Origin of the sequence: Microcoleus sp. MOSTC5 (assembly GCF_036701825.1) — a bacterium.
GTDB lineage: Bacteria > Cyanobacteriota > Cyanobacteriia > Cyanobacteriales > Microcoleaceae > Microcoleus > Microcoleus asticus.
This window is the reverse complement of record NZ_JAUBRK010000059.1, coordinates 1-21,430: the sequence shown is the minus strand read 5'-3', so window position 1 is coordinate 21,430 and position 21,430 is coordinate 1. Positions and strand designations below refer to the sequence as shown.

At 43.6% G+C, this 21,430-nt stretch carries 13 protein-coding genes and 1 pseudogene; 9 read left to right on the top strand and 5 right to left on the bottom strand.

What is annotated here, in order from left to right; translation table 11 throughout:
* The first annotated feature begins 142 nt into the window (after window positions 1-142).
* From QUA54_RS26360 to QUA54_RS26345, 4 genes are all read left to right on the top strand, one after another.
* A complete protein-coding gene (locus QUA54_RS26360; protein WP_333417091.1) occupies window positions 143-5,674 on the top strand; it encodes an AAA family ATPase in 5,532 nt (1,843 codons plus the stop codon).
* Between the two features lie 228 nt (window positions 5,675-5,902).
* Window positions 5,903-7,243, top strand: coding sequence for a guanitoxin biosynthesis MATE family efflux transporter GntT (gene gntT, locus QUA54_RS26355; RefSeq protein ID WP_333417089.1), 1,341 nt, complete (start codon window positions 5,903-5,905; stop codon window positions 7,241-7,243).
* A gap of 134 nt (window positions 7,244-7,377) precedes the next feature.
* A complete protein-coding gene (locus QUA54_RS26350) occupies window positions 7,378-8,325 on the top strand; it encodes an aldo/keto reductase family protein (RefSeq protein ID WP_333417088.1) in 948 nt (315 codons plus the stop codon).
* Between the two features lie 148 nt (window positions 8,326-8,473).
* Entirely contained in the window at window positions 8,474-8,884 is a 411-nt protein-coding gene (locus QUA54_RS26345) for an ester cyclase (protein ID WP_333417086.1), read from the top strand.
* A gap of 150 nt (window positions 8,885-9,034) precedes the next feature.
* Here QUA54_RS26345 and QUA54_RS26340 read toward each other — a convergent pair whose 3' ends face one another.
* Entirely contained in the window at window positions 9,035-11,044 is a 2,010-nt protein-coding gene (locus QUA54_RS26340; protein WP_333417085.1) for an adenylate/guanylate cyclase domain-containing protein, read from the bottom strand.
* Between the two features lie 773 nt (window positions 11,045-11,817).
* On the opposite strand from QUA54_RS26340, the gene QUA54_RS26335 reads away from it, so the two are divergent.
* Entirely contained in the window at window positions 11,818-11,973 is a 156-nt protein-coding gene (locus tag QUA54_RS26335; protein WP_333417083.1) for a hypothetical protein, read from the top strand.
* Window positions 11,974-12,202: 229 nt separating this feature from the next.
* Here QUA54_RS26335 and QUA54_RS26330 read toward each other — a convergent pair whose 3' ends face one another.
* From QUA54_RS26330 to QUA54_RS26320, 3 genes are all read right to left on the bottom strand, one after another.
* On the bottom strand, window positions 12,203-12,742 hold the full coding sequence (locus tag QUA54_RS26330; RefSeq protein ID WP_333417082.1) for a DUF1349 domain-containing protein: 540 nt from the start codon (window positions 12,740-12,742) through the stop codon (window positions 12,203-12,205).
* A 62-nt stretch (window positions 12,743-12,804) separates the two neighbouring features.
* Window positions 12,805-13,776 carry a hypothetical protein gene (locus QUA54_RS26325; RefSeq protein WP_333417080.1) on the bottom strand — a complete coding sequence of 324 codons (972 nt, stop codon included), beginning with the start codon at window positions 13,774-13,776 and terminating at the stop codon, window positions 12,805-12,807.
* The gene (locus QUA54_RS26320) at window positions 13,769-14,878 is read right to left on the bottom strand and encodes a DegT/DnrJ/EryC1/StrS family aminotransferase (RefSeq protein ID WP_333417078.1); all 1,110 of its coding nucleotides are present in this window, start codon (window positions 14,876-14,878) and stop codon (window positions 13,769-13,771) included. Before QUA54_RS26320 ends, QUA54_RS26325 begins: the two co-directional genes overlap by 8 nt.
* Before the next feature lie 423 nt (window positions 14,879-15,301).
* Between QUA54_RS26320 and QUA54_RS26315 the strand changes: the two genes are divergently transcribed.
* The 4 genes and pseudogenes from QUA54_RS26315 to QUA54_RS34585 all read left to right on the top strand — a co-directional run bounded on the left by QUA54_RS26315 (window position 15,302) and on the right by QUA54_RS34585 (window position 19,467).
* Window positions 15,302-16,957 carry an alpha-amylase family glycosyl hydrolase gene (locus QUA54_RS26315; protein WP_333417076.1) on the top strand — a complete coding sequence of 552 codons (1,656 nt, stop codon included), beginning with the start codon at window positions 15,302-15,304 and terminating at the stop codon, window positions 16,955-16,957.
* Between the two features lie 131 nt (window positions 16,958-17,088).
* A complete protein-coding gene (locus QUA54_RS26310; RefSeq protein WP_333417074.1) occupies window positions 17,089-17,772 on the top strand; it encodes a TylF/MycF/NovP-related O-methyltransferase in 684 nt (227 codons plus the stop codon).
* Between the two features lie 241 nt (window positions 17,773-18,013).
* Window positions 18,014-18,712: a glycosyltransferase domain-containing protein gene (locus tag QUA54_RS26305; protein WP_333417072.1), complete on the top strand. Its 699-nt coding sequence runs from the start codon at window positions 18,014-18,016 to the stop codon at window positions 18,710-18,712.
* Window positions 18,713-18,820: 108 nt separating this feature from the next.
* Window positions 18,821-19,467 (top strand): annotated as a pseudogene (locus QUA54_RS34585) (histidine phosphatase family protein).
* 64 nt (window positions 19,468-19,531) lie between these two features.
* On the opposite strand, the gene QUA54_RS26290 reads toward QUA54_RS34585, so the two are convergent.
* Window positions 19,532-20,737: a glycosyltransferase family 4 protein gene (locus QUA54_RS26290; protein WP_333417066.1), complete on the bottom strand. Its 1,206-nt coding sequence runs from the start codon at window positions 20,735-20,737 to the stop codon at window positions 19,532-19,534.
* Window positions 20,738-21,430: the final 693 nt, after the last annotated feature.

Sequence of the window (21,430 nt, the reverse complement as noted above, 5' to 3'; positions counted from 1 at the left end):
AATTCGGTTAACTGTTAACGGTTAGCTGTTCGCGGCCTCGGAAATTAGCTGTATTTTTCAGTATTGATACGAAGGTAGAATCTGATTGGCACTAGATTATACTTGTAAGACCAAATATTGTACTAAAAAAATAATTATTGCTATGATAGAACTAGCTGGTTATCAAATTGTCGATCGCATTTATTCAGGCACTCGCACCCTAGTTTATCGCGGAATTCGCCTCTGCGACCAAAAACCGGTCGCGATTAAAGTCTTGCGGAACGAGTATCCCAGCTTCAGCGAACTCTTGAATTTTCGCAATCAATACACGATCGCCAAAAACCTCAACTTGCCCGGAATTATTCAAACCTACAGCCTGGAAGCGTACCAGAATGGCTATGCGTTGATCGTGGAAGACTTTGGGGGAATTTCCCTGAAGGAATGGACGGGGAAAGGGAAAACAGTTCCGTCTCTCGTTGAATTTTTCCAAATAGCGATCGACCTATGCAATACATTAGATATACTTTGCAGGCAGCGCATTATTCACAAAGATATTAAACCCGCCAATATTCTAATTAATCCAGAGACTAAACAAGTCAAACTAATTGATTTTAGTATTGCATCTTTGCTGCCAAGGGAAACTCAAACGCTGATGAATCCCAACGTCCTCGAAGGAACACTCAGCTATTTATCTCCAGAACAAACAGGAAGAATGAATCGCGGGCTTGACTACCGCACAGACTTTTATTCATTAGGTGTAACTTTTTATGAATTGCTGACAGGAAAATTGCCATTTCAATCCAGCGATCCGATGGAATTGCTCCACTGTCATATTGCCAAGCAACCGCCCTCTGTACGTGAAATTAATCCCAAAATTCCCCTTGTGCTCTCGGAGATTGTCAGCAAATTGATGGCTAAAAATGCTGAAAATCGGTATCAGAGTGCATTAGGGCCCAAAGCCGATTTAGAAACTTGTTTGCAGCAACTCAATGAGACAGGTAAAATTGAGAGTTTTGCCATTGGGCGGCGCGATGTGTGCGATCGCTTTATCATACCCGAAAAACTCTACGGCCGAGAAACCGAAGTTGCCCAATTATTAGCAGCATTCGATCGAGTAGCAAACCCCTCTAAATTTCGTTTTCCAGAAGAGCCTGGAAACGAGATAAACGAGGGAAAAGAAGACTCACCCCTTACTAAAAACGGCTGGGGGGAATCGAATTTATCCCGCAGGGAAATGATGCTAGTTGCAGGATTTTCCGGCATTGGTAAAACCGTTGTAGTCAACGAAGTTCACAAACCCATAGTTCGCCAACGCGGTTATTTCATCAAAGGCAAATACGACCAATTTAAACGCAACATTCCCTTTAGTGCTTTTGTGCAAGCCTTCCGAGAATTGATGGAGCAATTACTCTCAGAAAGCGACGTTCAGCTACAGCAATGGCAAATAAAAATTCAGGATGCTGTTGCCGACAACGGTCAAGTTATTGTAGAAGTAATTCCCGAACTGGAACGAATTATTGGCCAACAACAGCCTGTCTCTGAACTTTTGGGAAGTGCCGCCGAAAACCGCTTCAATTTAGTGTTTCAAAAATTTATCTCTGTGTTTGCTACAAAAGAACATCCCTTAGTGATTTTTTTGGATGATTTGCAGTGGTCAGATTCAGCATCCCTGAAGCTTTTGCAAGTGTTGATGAGCGAAAAAGATAGTCAGAATTTGCTGGTAATTGGGGCATATCGGGATAACGAAGTATCTCCGGCTCATCCATTTATGTTGGCAGTAGCAGAAATGGAAAAATCCCAAGTAACGGTAAATACTATTACCTTGGAACCTCTGAGTCAAGCCGATATTAACGATTTGATAGCAGATACGCTCTCGTGCGATCGCCCTTTGGCTCAGCCTTTAACCGAGTTAGTTTATAAAAAAACCAAAGGCAATCCATTTTTTGCCACGCAATTTCTCAAATCGCTACAGGAAGATGGGCTGATTGCATTTAACTCCACCCCCCTTTCATCCCTCCTTACTAAGGGGGGACAGATGGGGGTAACAGGGGGGTGGCAGTGCGATATTGCCAAAGTCAAAGCCCTAATTATCAGCGATGATGTGGTGGAGTTTATGGCGGTGCAATTGCAGAAGTTGCCGCCAGAAACTCAGGATGTGCTGAAGTTGGCTGCGTGCATTGGAGCGCAGTTTGATTTGAATACATTGGCGGTAGTCAGCGAGAAGTCGCCAGAAGAAACTGCGGCGGATTTGTGGAAATCATTGCAAGAAGGATTCATCTTACCAACCAGTGAAATTTACAAGTTTTATCAAGGAAAAGAACCTCGGAAAACAACCGATGTATTGCCAACTACCGCCGCTCAATTACCTAACTACAAATTTCTACACGATCGCATTCAACAAGCGGCTTATTCCCTAATTCCAGAAGATCGAAAACAAGCCACTCACCTGAAAATAGGGCAACTGTTGCTGCAAAAAAGTAGTGAAACTCAACGTCAGGAAAGAATTTTTGATATTGTCGGTCATTTCAACTTTGCCCGCGGGCTGATTTGCGAACAAACAGCACGTTATGAATTAGCCTCGCTCAACTTGCAGGCTGGGAAAACTGCAAAAGCTGCCGCAGCGTTTGACGCGGCATTGATATTTGTCAATACAGGTATTAGCAGCTTACCAGCCGATAGCTGGCAAGAACAATATACTCTGACGCTGGCGCTGCACAATTTGGCAGCCGAAGCAGCGTATTTGTGCAGCCAATTTGAACAGATGGAACAGCTAATTACTGCGATTTTGCAACAAGCAAACCAACTGATCGACAAAGTTAGCGCTTACGAGATTCAAATCCTCGCTTACCTTGCCCAAGGCCAGCCCCAGGATGGCGTTTACACAGCAATTGATGTGCTCGGGCAGTTTGGGATTCGGCTTCCCAAAAACCCGACTCAGCCTCAAGTATTGCTGGGTTTAGCCAAAACTAAGTTGATTCTCGGTAACAAGAAACCGGAACAGCTTGTGAATCTGCCAAATATGACAGATGCTAACAAATTGGCAGCGATGCGAATTCTTTCTAGTGCTGCTTCTGCTGCCTATCTTTGTGCTCCGAAGTTGATGCCGCTACTGGTATTTGAGCGGGTTAACTTGTCTGTACGGCACGGCAATACTGCCCTATCAGCTTTTGGCTATGCTTGGTATGGACTGATCCTCTGCGGCATACTCATGGATATCGAAGGAGGCTATCAGTTTGGACAACTTTCTCTGCAATTACTAGAGCGTTTTAACGCGACGGATTTGAAAGCGAAAGTGCTATTTATGACTTATACGTTTATCAGCCATTGGCGCGATCGCATCGCAGATACAATGCCAGCGCTGTTAACAGCTTACCAGAGCGGTTTAGAAACGGGAGATGTAGAATATGCTGCTTGGGCAGCTTTGGTTCATTCTTACAATCGCTACTGGACAGGGGAGAACTTAACGGAAGCAGAAGCAGCAATTCGTTCTTTCATAACGGCGATCGCTCCTTTCAACCAAAAAAACGGCTCTCTTTACATCCAGATATACCATCAAGCGACCTTAAATCTTCTGGGTGATTCTAGCGATCCGAGTTGCTTGTCCGGCGAAAGCTATCGGGTGGCTGAAGATATTCCCGCACAGGTGGCTGCGAGCGATCGTACAGGGTTATTTTTTAGTTACGTTTGCCAGCAGCATCTTCATTATTTGTTCGGGCAGTATGACGCAGCAATTGAGAAGTCAAACGCTGCTAAACCCTACTTTGAAAACTGTGTTTCCTCACTCCCAACGGTGCTGCACTTCTTTTACGATTCTCTGGCACAACTGGCAATTTACGCGACTGCAACCTCTTCACAACGCCAGCAAATCTTGAAGTGCATTCAGGCGAATCAGAAAAAGCTGAAGAAATGGGGGCACTATGCCCCAATGAATTACCAACATAAGTTTCTTTTGGTAGAAGCAGAACGGTATCGGGTACAGGGGCAAAAACTAGAAGCGATCGACTATTACGATCGCGCCATTCAACTCGCTAAAGAAAACCAATTCCTCAACGAAGAAGCCTTAGCCAGCGAACTCGCCGCCAAATTCTACCTCGACTGGGGCAAAGAAAAAGTCGCTCAGGTTTATATGCAGCAAGCTTACTACTGCTACGCCCGCTGGGAAGCCAAAGCCAAAACAGATGATTTAGAAAAACATTATCCCGATCTGCTGCGCCCTATTTTACAAGAGTCCGTTCAACCCCTCACTATTTTAGAAACCGTATCCACGCTCAGCAATCCTACTTACTCCATTCATTCGAGCACCCACCAGAGTACCTCCAACACCTCCATCAATCATGCTCTAGATTTTTCGACCCTGCTGCAAATCTCCCAAGTCATCTCCCGCACGATCGACCTGGATGAGTTGCTGCAAATTGTGACTCAAACAATGCTACAAAACTCTGGAGCCGATCGCTGTGCACTGATGCTCTGCCAAGATCAACAATGGCAAGTGCGGGCGATCGCTACCTTGGAAGACATTAGCCTGCAAACGGAACCCCTAGAGAACAATCCCACCGTTCCCGTTAAATTAATCCAGTATGTTAAAAACACCCTAGCAGCAGTTGTCATCGATCGCCTCAAAACAGATATGCCTGTAATTGACGATTATTTAGAGTACCACCAACCGGAGAGTTTGCTGGGTTTGCCAATTCTAAATCAGGGGAATTTGGTCGGCATTTTGTATCTAGAAAATCGGATAACCAGTGGGGTGTTTAGTCCCGAGCGCCTCCTAGTGCTGAATTTTCTCTCTAGTCAAGCGGCGATCGCTCTAGAGAATGCCCGCCTCTATCACCAAGTGCAGCAGACTTTGAATGAACTGCAGCAAGCTCAGATGCAAATGATCCAAAGTGAAAAGATGTCAGCATTAGGCAATCTAGTTGCAGGGGTTGCCCATGAAATCAACAACCCCGTTGGTTTTATTGCCGGGAACCTTAATGAAGCTAATGCTGGAGTCCAAGATTTAATTGATTATTTGCACCTCTATCAAGAACAGTTTCCTCAACCGGGAGCAGAATTGATTGAGAAAGCAGAGGAAATAGATTTAGATTATCTAGTAGAAGATTTACCCAAGATGTTGAGTTCCATGAAAATAGGGTGCGATCGCATCAAAAACATCAGCACCTCCCTCCGCACTTTCTCTCGCGCCGATACGGCCCATAAAGTTGAGGCAAATATCCACGAAGGACTCAATAGCACTTTGATGATTTTACGCCATCGCCTGAAAGCGAACGAAAAGCATCCTGAAATTCAAATCATTAAAGAGTACGGCAAGATTCCCAAAGTAAAATGTTATTTGGGACAATTAAACCAGGTATTTATGAATCTGCTGGCGAATGCGATCGATGCCTTAGAAGAATCCAATCAAGGAAAGAATTTTGCAGAGATTGAAGCCCATCCCAATCAAATTACTATTCGGACGAAAGTAGAAGGTGAAAAGGTAAAAATTGCCATCGCCGATAACGGCAATGGAATGTCGGAAGAGGTAAAAAATCGTATCTTCGACCATCTATTTACCACTAAAGACGTGGGCAAAGGGACTGGGTTGGGACTGGCGATATCGCGTCAAATTGTAGAAGAAAAACACGGCGGAAAATTAAGTTGTATTTCTGCACTCGGAGAAGGAACGGAGTTTGTCATTGAAATTTTCATTGATTAAAACTAATAGATATCGTGCAAAAGTCTATCTTGCGATGGATTCCACTTGACGGGGTGATAATGCCTCTGGAACCTTGATTGTAAAAGCATTAAAGCCCCTGAACCTCAAACAAGATAGCGGATTATTGACAGGCTTATTAACTCATAACCCAATACGGTTCAGTATTTCAAGTTGACATTAGGCAAAAAATACTGATAAACTAGACTGGAGTATCTATCCCAAGGGACTTTGACATTGCTTCAATACGACTTTCTATATCGCTTTCTGAAAATCGCTGCTGTCAACGTAGTGTCGAATATTACAATACCCTTATCGGGTGCAATCAGCGTAGCTTTCCTGGGACACCTGTCAAACATTAGTTATTTAGCAGGGGTGGCATTAGGTGCTATTTTGTTTGATTTTCTCTACGAAAGTTGTTCTTTTATTAAGTCAGGAACAACTGCGATTACATCTCAAGCAGTTGGACGAGATGACCGAGAAGCCATACTTCTAGCAGGGCTACAAAATGGTTTAATCGCTTTGGGATTGGGTATGCTTTTTCTGCTGCTGCAATACCCTTTGGGGAAGCTAGGCTTTATGTTGTTGAACGCTACTCCAGATGTGCAACTGGCCGGTATTACTTATTTTAATAGTCGGATTTGGGGAGCGCCTGCAGCTTTCGTCAACTTAGTCTTAATTGGATGGTTTCTTGGAAGAGAACAAAACCGCAAAGTTCTTTTACTCACTATTATTGGGAATGTTGCTAATGTTGCACTTAATTACCTTTACATTGTCCTTTGGGATTGGTCAAGCATGGGGGCGGGATTGTCGCAGGCTATTAGCCAGTATCTAACCTTATTTGTAGCGCTTGTAATGATTGGTCGTGAATTTTCCTTAAAAGAAATAGGTAGTTTAACAGGAAAAGTCCTAAATTTGTCCGCATTGCAAACTGCTTTTGTTCTGAATGGCAATCTATCTGTTAGGTCTATAGTTATCGTATCTATTTTTGTACTTTTCAATGCTTTTAGTGCAACATTGGGGACTGAGGTTTTGGCTGAAAATGTTTTACTTCTCCAAATAGTAGCATTAAGTATGTATATGTGTGATGGAGTAGAATACGCTACTGTAAGTTTAATCGGTAACTTTCAAGGTCAAGGAACAACACATAAATTTGTGCCGCTTTTGCAAATTGCATTAGCAACCAATCTGGCGATTAGTTTAGTAGTTGGACTAGCTGCTTTCCTTTTTCCTGACCCGATATTTCATCTGTTCACTAGCCATTCTGAATTGATAGAAGCAATTAAAATTTATATCCTTTGGATACCCATTGTTGTAGTGGGCGCGGGAGTTGCTTATATTCTAGATGGATATTTTTCTGGCTTGGGTGAGGGTTCTGCTGTACGCAATACGTACTTGGTCAGCGGCTTACTGGGACTTATCTTTCTATGTTTATCAACCTTTTATTTTCATAGCAATCATTTTTTATGGTTAGCTTTATCCGTATTTATGTTATCTTGCGTATTAGTTTCTGGAATACAGATACCTATGACTTTGCAATCAACTGAGGAGAAGGAGGCTGTTGCCAACTAATAATTTAATCTATCTTGAAAATACCGGCTAAACTCTCATTGCCCTGTAGTATCTTGGACGGTTACAATTATTTTGACGAATTACCTTCATTTTTTGTAAATGAAGATAAAAAAACATTGAAATAAGAAATACAAATGAAATACAGAAAATTGGGTAACAGCGAATTGCATATTTCAGAAATCAGTCTTGGTTCCTGGGGTATTTGTGAGGGTGTCGAACAGCAAAATGCAGAGGCTTGCATTTACACAGCCTTTGACCTTGGTATTAACTTCATTGATACTTCTAATTCTTATGCGGCTGGCGGCGCTGAGTCATTTCTAGGGGAAGTATTACAAGGAATTGAGCGATCGTCCTATATCCTAGCAACCAAGGTCTTCTTTCCCACGTCACCTACTGACCAAGGACTGTCAGCAGCCCAGATCAGAAAACAAATCGATGCTTCTTTAAATCGATTGCGTACCGATTATGTTGACCTGTATCAATGTCATCGCTACGATCCGAACACACCTTTGGAGGAAACAATGACGGCACTCACTGAGGTAGTGCGTCAGGGAAAAACTCGTTACATCGGCTTTAGCGAGTGGAGTCCAGAGCAAATTCAATCTGCGTTCAATATTGCTGATGTTGAACGCTTTGTTTCCAGTCAGCCTCAGTATTCTATGCTGTGGCGCACACCGGAAGCTGAAGTGTTTCCATTGTGTGCAGCTAATGGTGTTGGTCAGATTGTTTGGTCGCCATTAGCTCAAGGTGTACTTGCAGGTAAATACCAGCCAGGACAAGTTCCACCTCAAAATTCTCGCGCTGCAAATGAAAAAATGAATTGGTTTTTGCTGGAGGAGTTGTTTAGCGATCGCATTCTAACAGCAGTACAGAAACTGAAACCCATTGCCCAAGAGTTAGGGTTGAGTATGCCACAGTTAGCTCTGGCTTGGGTACTACGCTCTGAGTACGTATCTTCAGCCATTATCGGTGCTAGTCGTCCCGAACAAATTGTTGATAACGCTGCTGCATCAGGAATACAACTAGATGCGGATGTATTGGCAGCAATCGATCGAGCACTGGTATCAGTTGTAGGCAAGTGAGGAAAGTAGGTCAGGACTTACGCAACTTTCACAAAACTACTGAAAATGTTAAGAAACGTATGCGATCGCTCTGGAAACTCAAAAAGACAAGTTTACAACGTAACAGCGTTCGTGTATGATTTACCTGTCAAACTAGAAATGAGATTGTATGAATACCCTGACTAATAAGGAAGTAGTTAAACAGTTTTTTGAAATTTATAACAATCAAGATTACGAAGCTGCATATAAGTATATTGTGCCGAATTATCTAGATCACGGGCTACCTCAAGTGCGAAGCGTCGAGGATGCGATTGAGATACTGAAGGCGACTCACAAAGCCTTTCCAGATATCAAAGTGGTGATTGACGATCTCATTGAAGAAAATGACAAAGTTGTATTTCGAGGTCACTTTACAGCTACGCACCTAGGTGAGTTTGTTGGTATGGCTGCCAGTGGAGTTAAAATAGAATTTGAGGCGTTAGAAATATTTAAGATTGAGAACCAGCAGATTACAGAATCTTGGGGATATTGGCCAATGTCAGATATTGTAAGCCAGATTCAGGCTTCTGAGAAGATCTAGCCGTAATTCTGTACCTGTGCAATACAGTAGATTCGGAGTAGATGTTGGGATGAAAGGTGCTAGCACAGGCAGTTTTCTCTCCTAGATAATTCAATAATTAACATTGAGTTAAAATAACCCTTAGTTAACGTTATTTTAACAGTTATTCACCTATCGAGTGCTAGTGGCTAATATTCCTCCCCGCCGACCCAAGAGCCAATAGGTCATCATTTCTCCTCTTCCCTTGACCTCGATCGTACCCCTTGGCTCTAGTAAGTATTTATTCTGTAATTTGAGATAAGTCGCATCGGTGACTTGAATGTATCCCGGTTTGCCGTGGGATTCCATCCTTGAGGCGACATTCACCGCATCACCCCAGAGGTCATAGATAAATTTCTTAATCCCAATTACTCCCGCAATTACAGGACCCGTATTAATCCCGATCCGAATTTGTAGAGATTCCCCAAAAATATTCTCCACCTCTTGCATATAGGCTTGCATATCCAACGCCATGTTGGCGATCGCGTCGGCATGATCCGGTCGAGAAACTGGTAAACCACCAACTACCATGTAGGCATCCCCAATGGTTTTAATTTTCTCTAAGCCATACTTTTCAGTGAGTTGATCGAACGTAGAGAAAATTTGGTTCAAACCTGCTACCAATTGCATCGGCTCTATCCGTGCCGAGATAGTAGTAAAACCTACGATATCCGCAAACAAAATCGTGGCTTCTTCAAAATGTTCAGCAGGAGATTCATTAGTCCGCATGAGGCGATCGGCAATTTCGGCAGGTAAGATATTCAAAAGTAATTGTTCTGACTTTTCTTTTTCTAGGCGCAGTTCTCCAGTTCTTTGCTCCACTCTAGCTTCCAACTCTTCATTTGCCAAATGGATGGCATCTAGAGAATCCTTCAGTTGTCTGGTCATGCCGTTAAAAACGTTGGCTAATTTGCCAAGTTCAACGATGGAACTAACCTCCACTTGTTGGTTGAGATTGCCAAGAGCGATCGCTTCCGAAGCAGTAGTGATCCGCTCCACAGGATGGATAATCCGGCGAGCGGTCAGGATACCCAACAAAATTGCCAAAATCAAAGTTGCTAAACAGAGCAGGATTGTAGTCTGAGTATTGGCATTAATCTGATTCATAAAGTCTGCTTCTGGAATAGTCACCACCACCAACCAGTCAATACCTTTACTATCTCGAAAAGGATCGACTTGGACGAAATAATTTTTACCAGCGATGGTAAATTTCAGTTGATGAGATGCTTGGATTTTTTGAAAATCCTGAAACTGCTCTAGCAAAGCTTGACTCGCTTTTTGGGTGATGGCATTGCTACTATTGACAACCTTAAGTCGTTGAACTCGTTGCTCTGGCAGTTGGACAACCTTGTCTGGGTAATATTGAAAGGGCTTTTCTCCTGTAGAGGTGGCAATCATTTCTCCAGAACGTTCCAGAATAAAACTTTGTCCAGTTTTACCGATTTTGAGTTTACTTAAAAAATCCCCAAACATTACCAGATTTAAGCTTGTCATCCACACTCCTTGGATATCTCCAGTCTTGGTATATATGGGTTTGCCAGCCGCAATGTATAGGTATTTACCTGTAATGTGAGGATACAGTTTTGCCCAAACAGCTTGCTTTTGCTGGACTGGAATTTTATAGTAGGGGCGATTGCGGGGATCAAAGTTAGGGTTCCCGGCGTTGATAATTTCTCGGCGTTCCCCCTCTGGACTGGCGGTATAGGTCGTCAAAGTGTGGTTATTTTCTACCTCCGAAGCACGGATGACGATCGCGCCATTATCCTGCCGCTCACCAGCAAAAAACTCTTGATTGGGGGTAACAAAAGCTGCGGCAGCAACAAGGGGAAAGGCAGGGAGTTGTCCCCATAGAAACTTCTCTACGTCTCTCCCATTATTAAGATCGATGCGGTTTTGGCTCAGGGCTGCATCATAGTTTTCAAAGGATTGAAAGGGAATAGCAAGCAGATAAGTTAGATTTTGGTTGATGCGATCGCTAACATCATTCCGCAACTGAGTAGCTACATCATTTACTGCTTTTTGACCGTTTCTATAGGAAAGATAACCAACAACAGCCACTGCTCCAACTGTTTGAACAACAAATGGAACAATTAGCAGTATTTGTAGGGGAATTTTTCTGAAAAGTCCAGGTGATAAGGGCATCCTTGATTTACCAAGCATAGTGGCTTCTCCCGACATTGATACCTAGCATAAGTTAATAGGAATTTAATTTGCATGCGCCTACACCCTACACCTCATGCTCCACAACCCTTTCGACAATTTCAACAGGCAATTTATTGCTCTTGTGTCACTCTGATGGGAGTAGAATAGCCGAAAACGACCCAAACTCAGTTGCTGCCTGTGGATGAAGCCCGCCCATCTCGATCCACCATCAATTTTATTGATGAATATTGTGCCTCCTGGGGGGTGACAACCCGCCTGAAACCCATATTTAGTAATGATTGAGCCAACTTGTAGTAAAAAAAGATAGGCAGCAGAATTGTTACACGCTTGCTTATCCAAAAAAATAATGATACGAAGATTCTACCAGACTCATTTACAAAAATACCTGACGCCATCTCAGTTTTTGGTGATGACAACATTGCCATCAAGTAATTTTAGGGTAGTCGATCGAATATTTTTGGGATTATTATCTGGAATTATTAGCTTACAAAGATGCTTTTAGTGCAGAAGCTGCACTGCCTTTAAAGTCTAAATTTTGGCTACTTTTTACAACGAAAAGCGGTTATGAATTGTTGAATGAACGCCAACAATTAACTGCGACCAAAGTATCGGAGTTGCGAGCGGGTTTTAGAGCATCCTGAATTACCTTTGCATAATAATCCGGCTGAGTTAGCTGCCAGAACTATGGTGCAGCGACGTAAGATCGGCTATGCAACTGGGACGATTGAGGGTACTCAGGCCAGGAAACTTTTATGTTTCTTGTTGCTACTACTCGTCAGTTGGGAATCAGTTTTTTTGAGTATGTGCGTGACCGAATTTCTCAACTGAGAATCATTCCTTCTCTATCCACTATTATTCGCGAAAAGTCTTCTCTTCATCCCTTGGGCTTGTCTTGGCAACTAGAATAACTGCTCCCCCTACTTATTGAGCCTATACGATTCGGAAGCCTGAGAATGAATTTAGAAAAACACACTCCAATAGCTAAATAAAATCGCTCAATTTGGTTAAAAATATTAGTAATTTTCCCGATCGGGCTAGGGAGCTTCTTTCGCTTTGCCCTTAAGGAGTGATGGGGTGACAACAATCGGTAAACCCATCACTCCTTAAGGGTTTGACCGATATGGGTTCAAAGGAAGATTACGATCCTGTAGCATTGACCTGATAATCCTCAAACGTTACCTCGAATCCACCTCCGTCTGGAGAGGCACACATAACGCCTACTTGAAGCGTTTCATAGGGTAAATACGTCATTCTGAGCATTGCATAGTTAGAAGCTTCATTTAAATAGAAAATTTGGATAGCTTCTTTAGAGCGTTCAACGCGCAAGTGTAAAACATCAGGGGGATTCGGCAAGGGAATGACTGACCAATCTGAATAGTCATGGGTAACGACAGCACTCAGATTTTGTACGCCATCAACATATTCAATACCTGTCTTGATCCAATGCTTTTCATCGGCACGCAGCATGAGGCCTGCCTGGTCGTAGATATCCTTGTAATTGCCGCGTATTTTGACATCAACCACAAAATCAGTGCTGATGGAATCAAAATAAAAATGTCCGGTGTCACGAATAAACCCATAATGGGTAATTCGCCAGAAATCTGTTTTGGGAGAAGTTTTGACAGTCAAACGATCGCCTGAGTCTGTCCATTGGGAGGGTTCATTGAGCCATTGCATAGAGTTTCATCCTGTTCAAAATATTTGATTGCCAGCGGTGTCAGGTGTTTTCTATCTACCGTTCACCAATGCTGTTGAACTAAGTATTCTAAGCCCAAGCGAGAGGAAAACATCAGAGCGCAAGGTTCTTGCTCTCCGGGTAACAGTCCATGTTCCAGCAGAACTTCAGCTTCAGCTTTATTGCGAATGCGAACCAAACAAGAATGCTCTTCCCACTGACCCGATCGAAAATGGCGATCGCCCATTTCCGTTTGCACCACAAAGACCAAATCAACTTCCCCCGTGATCGGGTTGCCAGACATACCAATAAACCGAGTATTCGTGTCATTTAAGGTCATGGCAACATTCACTTCTTCCCACAATTCCCGTTGAGCATCTTGATAAAAATTGATGTCTTGAGCTGCAGGAGAAAATGTAGCCCAACCAGCCACAAAATTGAGAACGCCTGTGTAATCCGATGAAGTCGATCGCCTACCAATGTAGACATTACCATCCGCAGTCAGCGGAACCACCGCAACCCCAACTCCCCTAGCAAAATAAGCGTAGGGATCTTGGTAAGTTGTCAGTCCGCGCATCATCAGCTTTAGTGCTTCGAGCGAACTGCGAGTCAAATCCAGACGACAACGTGGGTAGCTAGTGGGCCCAACTTCCAGGGTGAAGGTGTCTTGACTGCGAGACCAGAATCCAGCGACTCCAGCCCCAGACCAGCGGACTTTGCGATCGTCATAGCTGCTGGGTTTAGTGCCATCTGCGAGTAGACCAATACGGATCTGGGGATTAATCACCGCTTCCAAATAAGCATGGAACTGCGTGTCAAGCGGCTCACCATTGAGATTTTGAGGACCGTGTCCCTCCCGCACCTGAATTCTGGTTGCGCCTGCAACCTCATGGGGACGGATCCAGTGAAGAAAGTCGCGACCTGCAATCAGCGCCTCAGATAAGGCTTTACCCTGGGGCAAATCTGCCACAGCCGCAATTACCTGCTCGCGGCAGGCAAGATATTCGGAGGTTTGGGAGAGGGGAGATTCAAGCACTTTTCAATTGCTCAGAAAGCTGATAAAACAGGTGAATTTCGCCGATGATAAAATCTAGTTCTTCATCAGTCAAACTATAAGATGATGGCAAAGAAATTCCCCGCTCATAAGCAGATGTACTGACGGGATAGTTCATGCTGGGATCGGTCCAGTCTTGATAGCAAGGTTGAAGATGAAGCGGACAGAAAAATAGTCTGGTTTGAATTCCCCGATGGGTTAAATAGTCAGCCAGTTCAGCCCGGTTTTCCGCAAAGAAAGAGGTAAACCAGTGGACGGGCTTACAGCGTGGGTCCATAAAGATCGGCTGCAACTCCGTCACATCTGCTAAACCAGCCATGTAAGCTTCATAAATTTGCTGTTTGCGCTTAATAATTGCAGGTAGCTTTCTGAGCTGGGCAACACCAATGGCTGCCTGCATTTCTGTCATGGAAAAATTAAAGCCAATATGTTCGTGGATAAAGGTGCCGCGACGCGATCGCCCATGATTCTTAAGCCGGCGGCAAGTCTGGGCAATAGTATCACAGTCGGTTACAATAATCCCACCTTCACCACAAGTGATCGTTTTGTTGCCATAAAAGGAAAAGGCACCTGCGTCTCCGTAATAGCCGACATGACGATCGTTGAACTCTACTCCGATCGCCTGTGCTGCATCTTCAATCACCTTCAACTCAAAGCGCTTAGCAAAGGCGAGTACCGCATCCATATCTGCACTTTGACCGTACAAATGGACAGGCATAATCCCTTTGGTCTTATCATTGACCAGCGCTGCGGCTGCTTCTACATCAATGCACAGGGTATCTGCTCTAACTGGGCAAAAGACGGGCTTAGCCCCTGCCATAATCACCGCATTCGATGAAGCAACAAAGGTCAGGTTGGGGACAATCACCTCATCTCCATGACCGATATCCAGAGCCTTGAGGATGCAGTATAAGGCAGCAGTACCGTTGCAAACAGCAATTGCGTGCTGTGCCCCCGTTAAAGCCCTAATGCCAGCTTCAAACTCCTCTGTCACCTGATTCTCGGTTAAGTAGGTTGAGTCCATCACCCGCTTAACTTCTTGCCATTCACTATCGTCAATCCAAGGTTGAATTTGAGGGATCATATCAATTGTCTTTCTTTAGAGGCTGTTTGTGAAGTAAATCTTTTCAGTCCTACCTACTTCCTTAAAGGATGAAACAGGGATATGGGAGAATTGATCTACCTAAATCATTCAGGCAATCATAATCCCTCTTTTGTCACTTTCGGTAGATAATTTTTTGGAACTAATGGTTTGTTAGGCTTTCGCAAGGCGAAGAATAAATTATTAACAATGGCTAAAATCCAGATACAGCAAGGCAAGAGCTTTTTTTTCTGGTCAAAGTGACATAATAGGGATTATGATAATATCTCATCAGCCGTTCAACACTGACAATAGCATCCATGCTGGCAAGTTTTTTCACAATTCGCTGCGATCGCAGTCGTTTAGGTACCCATACCAATTCCTGAGCCAAGAAATCTTCCTTTTTTTTATTGATTCTAATTACCCATGACCGTAATGTCTCATTCTCCTTGGTGGAAGTCTGCTGTTATTTATCAGCCTTATCTGCGTAGCTTTCAGGACTCGAATGGAGATGGCATCGGTGATATCCCCGGCATTATCCAGCAACTAGATTATTTAGAATGGTTGGGGATAGATGCCGTCTGGGTGACACCCTTCTACCCCTCTCCAATGGCCGATTTTGGGTATGATGTCAGCGACCATACAAATATTGACCCTGTTTTTGGTACCCTTTCAGATATCGATAGCTTGATACAACATTTGCACGATCGCAATCTCAAGGTCTTGATGGACTTTGTTGCCGCGCATAGTTCCGATCGGCATCAGTGGTTTATTGAATCCCGCAGTTCGCGTTCTCATCCCAAGCGAGACTGGTATATATGGAAAGATCCAAAGCCAGATGGTAGTCCTCCCAATAATTGGCTAGGACGTTTTGATGGGCTTTCTGCCTGGGAATGGGATGATAAAACAGAGCAATACTATCTACATTCGTTTCTCAAGGAGCAGCCAGATATCAATTGGCGTAACCTCGATGCTAAACAGGCGATGTTGGATGTACTACATTTTTGGTTACAGCGAGGCGTGGATGGATTTCGAGTTGATGCCGCCTATCGTGCCTTCAAAGATTTGCAATTTCGAGATAATCCGGTGAATCCCGACTGGCATCCAGGCATGGAACCATCCGATCGCCTGTTTGAAGTCTTCAGCAAGAATATACCGGAAATTCACGATTTCAATCGGATGCTGCGGACGCTGGTAGATGGGTATGACGATCGGCTTTTGATTGCTGAACTATACAAATCACTAGAAGAAATTGTCAAGCACTATGGGTCAAATAATGACGAATTTCATTTACCCCTCAATTCAGAATTGATGTCATCTGATTTGCAATGGAGTGCTGAGTCCGTCCGAGAAATTGTCGATCGTTATGAGAGACTGCTGCCTGAAGGTGCATGGCCCAATTGGACATTGGGTAATCATGACAAGCATCGCGTCGCCAGCAGAATTGGGATTTCTCAAGCCAAAATCGGCATGATGTTATTGCTTACCCTTCGCGGTACACCAACAATCTACTACGGAGAGGAACTGGGAATGGAGGATGCCTGGATTCCCTCCGAGCATATCCAAGATCCTTGGGAAAAAAAAGCTCCCGGTATTGGGGTGGGACGCGATCCTGAGCGCACGCCGATGCTCTGGGATGACTCTGCTAATGCAGGCTTCTGTTCAGAATCAGTCCAGCCTTGGTTGCCCATCACTCATGACTACAGCAGTATCAATGTCAAGTCCCAGAAGCATGATTCTCGATCGTGTCTCTCACTCACCCAGGCACTTTTGCGCTTGCGTCGGCAACAACCGGCACTACAGCTTGGTGACTACATTTCTTTATACTCACCATCACAGCTTTTCTGCTATCGACGCTTTAACGAGACATCGGATCTCGTTGTAGCTTTGAACTTCAGTTCTGAATACCAGGAATGGACATTACCGATCGAGTTTCGCAACCAGTCAAAAGTTCTCCTCTCTACATTCATGGATCGCCAGGGAGGGCAACTGGGACATACCCTTGAGCTACGAGGAAACGAAGGTCTGATCGTCCAGCGCAGCCATCAATCGCAATCACCTCATACCGAGGATAAAAGATGAGCTATTAATCTATTGCTCGTGTATAATCATCAAAGCTTTGCAGCTCCCATCCTCCTAAACTATCCCCACTCCTCCTTGCGATCATGAATACTGAGCGAACGATCGTTTTCTCCACAAAGCATCAAGCAACCATGAAAGATCAGATCACACCAGATATGGGTAAAGATCCGGTTTTCATGGATTTATTTGAGCAGGTAAAGCCTTATACAATGACCAGCGTAGAGGCACTCTTTGCCCTTTATACATCGGTGAACTACGTCCTCGATCGCGAGATACCCGGTGATATTCTGGAGTGCGGAGTTTGGAGAGGAGGAAGCGCTTTACTTGCTGCCTTGATTATGAAAGCGCGAAATGTTAGCGATCGCCAGCTATATCTGTATGACACATTTCAGGGTATGCCAACCCCCACTGAATTTGATGTGGACAAATATGGACGTACCGGCTTTGAAATGATGGAGCAATATGGGGACGACATTGGTTGGTGTTACGCTTCATTGGAAGATGTTCAAGCAGCTTTCTCCGTCCATAATTTTGATTTTGAGATTCATTTTGTGCAAGGAGATGTCATTGAGACATTGGAAAGAATTAAGCCAGAAGTCATCTCTGTTTTGCGTCTAGATACCGATTGGTATGAATCCACAGCCGTTGAGTTTCAGCTTCTCTACCCTCGACTCTCCACAGGAGGCGTTCTGATCGTTGATGACTATGGTTGCTGGGCTGGATCGCGCAAAGCCACGGATGACTACTTCCGTGAGGTGCCTGGGCCAATGCTGACACGGATTGATAAGGAAGTGCGTCTTGGAATCAAGATTTAGACTGATGATTTCCCTGTAAACTGCGGGGGTCTAGTGAACTGTCCTGGCAACATATCTATTAGATTAAGAATAGATATGTTGCCCAATTTTAGAAATGCAGCATCCGGTGCTATTCGTAACCCTACTTTCTTCTCTTTTGAAGCTCGATGACATAAAATTCCTCAATCGGATACAAACGGATTTGATATCACTGGTTACAGTCTGTGTAAGTGGAATCAAGAAATGAAGCGATTTGAGGCTTATGCAAATTCCTGAAGAACCTATTTTCATCACCTTGTGCGACGCAGGTAGTCCGCGCGTCCAGCCACTGCATTCATCATTGCAGGGTAACTTGCGTATCCTCGATAATTACTGTCCGCGACTGGGACTCCTCTCAAAGATATTCAAGGTTCGCGACTTCTTAGCTTCTGATACCGATATTGCTGACGACACAATCATAGTCTTTACGGATGCCTATGATGTCCTGTGCATTCGTTACGATCCTGCGGGATTGGCAGCAGATTTCAGTGCCACAGGTAAAGATATTATCATCAGTGCCGAAACAGTATTCTGCCACCACAGTGCCGATGTACTTCCCTTCTTTTTGTCTAACTATTTAGGGCATCCAGCAAAGTATCTCAACAGTGGCTTTATCATTGGCTACAAATGGGCTTATCTCCGTATGCTTAACTATATTGCCAGTAATTTTGTGGATAAATACATGATGGATTGCCGTCAGAATGACCAGCGTGTAATTTCGCGATTTATGTTAGAAAACTCTGAACTGGGTCTGTTGAACATGGATATCGACAGCAGGTTCAAACTCTGCTATACCCACACCTACGACAATAATCCACTATGCTGTGATAATTTGGTATCTTATTTTGTCCATGTAACCTGGCTGGCGCTGGAAATACAGAAACAAGCCTACGAGGATATACAGAGAGTTTTCAATATTTAGAAATTTGAGCAGGGCAGATTCAAAATTGGTCAAATGAGGCTGGAAATCAAAACCCTGCCGTAGAAATGGAGCCTTCCTTATCAATCACTATCTATAGGATAAGAAGAAATGAAACTTGTCATTGTACGCCATGGGGAAACCGAGTGGAATGTACAGAGTAAGGCTACGGGGCAACTCGATAGTCCACTGACACCCAAAGGAATCCGGCAGGCCCATGCAATTGCCGATCGCTTACTGCGTCTTTCATTCACCACTTTATACAGCAGCGATCTGGGTCGTGCTGTTCAAACAGCCAATATCATTGCTAAAGTATGTAGAAAGAAAGTCATTTTTGAGCCGCAATTACGAGAGTGGAACATGGAATATTTGAGGGATTAACAGTCTCTGAAATGGACAAGAAGTTTCCACAGTATCGGCAAGACTATGAACGTATTGGCTTTGAATACGTCATCCCAGAAGGAGAAAGTTTAAGGCAATGTAGGGAAAGAGGCTGTCGTGTCCTGAATGCGATCGCTGAACGACATTTAGATGAAACCGTTGTGGCGATCGCTCATGGTTGTCTCTTGATGGTTTTTTTTGAAATGGTGCTTGGTCTCCCACCTGGAAATAGTTGGCGCTTCAAGCTGTATAATGCGAACCTCTGCATTTTTGAGTATGTTAACGGGCGCTGGAGTCTTATTGTCTGGAATAATGTGAGTCATCTCGAAAATATAGAGACCTTCAGTAAGGATTCAGGTATAAGCTTGAGGAATTAAAGAAGGGGTCTGTACAGTAGCGTTAACCATAGCTTGTAGAGATTGTTGAAATTGACGCTTAATACTACTTCCTTCTCTTTTCCAGCTCACAGACATAAAAGTCTTCAAGTTGTTGAATATGGTTCTTGATATCGTATTTTTGGGCACAGAGAAAGGCGTTGTTAACGATCGTTTCTCTCAGGCACGAATCGCTTAAAAGTGCTAATATCCCCTGGGCAATTTGAGCGCTGTTCTTGTAATCCACAACCCAGGCATTCTCTTTGTGTACAGCATGATCCAAAGCACTACCTGCAAGAGTAATAACAGATGGAACTCTAGAAAGCATTGCTTCTACATAGACTTGTCCGAACGTTTCTTGAATAGGATCGGTAGGCACATGGACAAAAACATCAAATAATCTGAACAAAGCGAAAAGGTCTTCTTCAAATGGGATTTCAATATAGCTATGCTCAGGCAATTGCGCCAACTTGTCTGTGATGCTGATAATCTCCTCGTATTGAGGCGCAACGATGTCTTCTTTACGCGCATTACGAATTTGCTCCTCCAGGTTGGCACGATTTGTATGTGTCCCTGAAAGAACTAAGATTGCATTGGGATAAGCTTCGAGAACCTGCTTGTGTGCTTCAATGACGTATTCAACTCCTTTCCATCTGACATACCTCGCAGCCACACCGATAACAGGGCCGTGATGATTTGCTAGATACTTAGAGCGCAATTTATCAATGCGCGAACTGTCTACATTCTCAAATTCACTAATATCAAATCCCGTTGGTATCACTGTGATTTTCTCATCTGGTATGCCGTCTTCTATCATGCCTTGTTTGCTTGTGTTGGTAACACCAATAATATTGGTGGCACATTCCCATATCAAGCGATGTTTGCTTGGAGCATGACGCGAATAGTATTTAATCGAAGGATGTTCCCTGGTGAAGATTCGTACTGGAATATGGGCGTAATAAGCAGCTTGCATTCCAGCCAAGCTGCCGGCGAACCAATGAGTATGAACAATATCAGTTTTATTTCTTATCAAGTGTTCGTAGATAAATTTGACGATCTCTGGGGTATTGCTATAATCCTGATAGGAAGCAACAGTGCAAGGAACATTAATCTGGCTTAAAAAGGAGATCATAGGATCGCCTTCATTAAGAATGATATAGTCAATTGCGAATTTACTCTTATCGATACATTTTGCGACCAATTCAAAGGGAACCCAACGAATATGGTGCGTGAAGATATAGGTAATTTTAATTCTCTGCTCTGCTCTGGTCATAACTGTGGAACGGGTAGTCTTTGTATAGGTGATTAGGTATATTGGGATTCTCTAGCGAACTCTGGCGGAAATAGGATCGATATCTAGCAAAAGTCTTCCTCTTGCAATCTACTGAAGCCGTTCAGTCACGGGACAATCTAGTTATACTGAATTTTACCAGAAGATGCACAATGTGAAGTTAAATTTCCTTTGAAATCGACATTGTTGTTTAAAAGAAATATCATTTCAGCATTTGGGAAAATAGTAAAAGAATATCTGCCGGGTTTTCAGGTAGCATAACTGAAGGGTTCAATGAGGATTTGGGATCAACTCCCTCTCTTGAGGTAAAGATGAGACCGATACAATCTTTGTGCTGCTCCAAAGCAAGAGCTTAGAGATGTGTAGATTCCCTACTGTACTTTCCCCTAAACAACAGATTCAGTCTTAAATGAACCACACTTGGCGCAGGAGTTGCTACACAGCACATCCAACAAGTCCATTGTGCTGTCTGCTCGTTTTTTGAACTGGCTGTGCAACTCACCTCGGAACTTTTGGAATTCAGTCTCTGTTAGAATTATTGGCATAATTAATTTTGGGATCATGACATTTATCGTTATTGAAACCCTCATTATCCCTTCTTAGGAATGAAAATTTAATAACTTCACTATTTACTCAATTGTCGGAACAGCACGGTAATTCCATTTTGGCAAATAT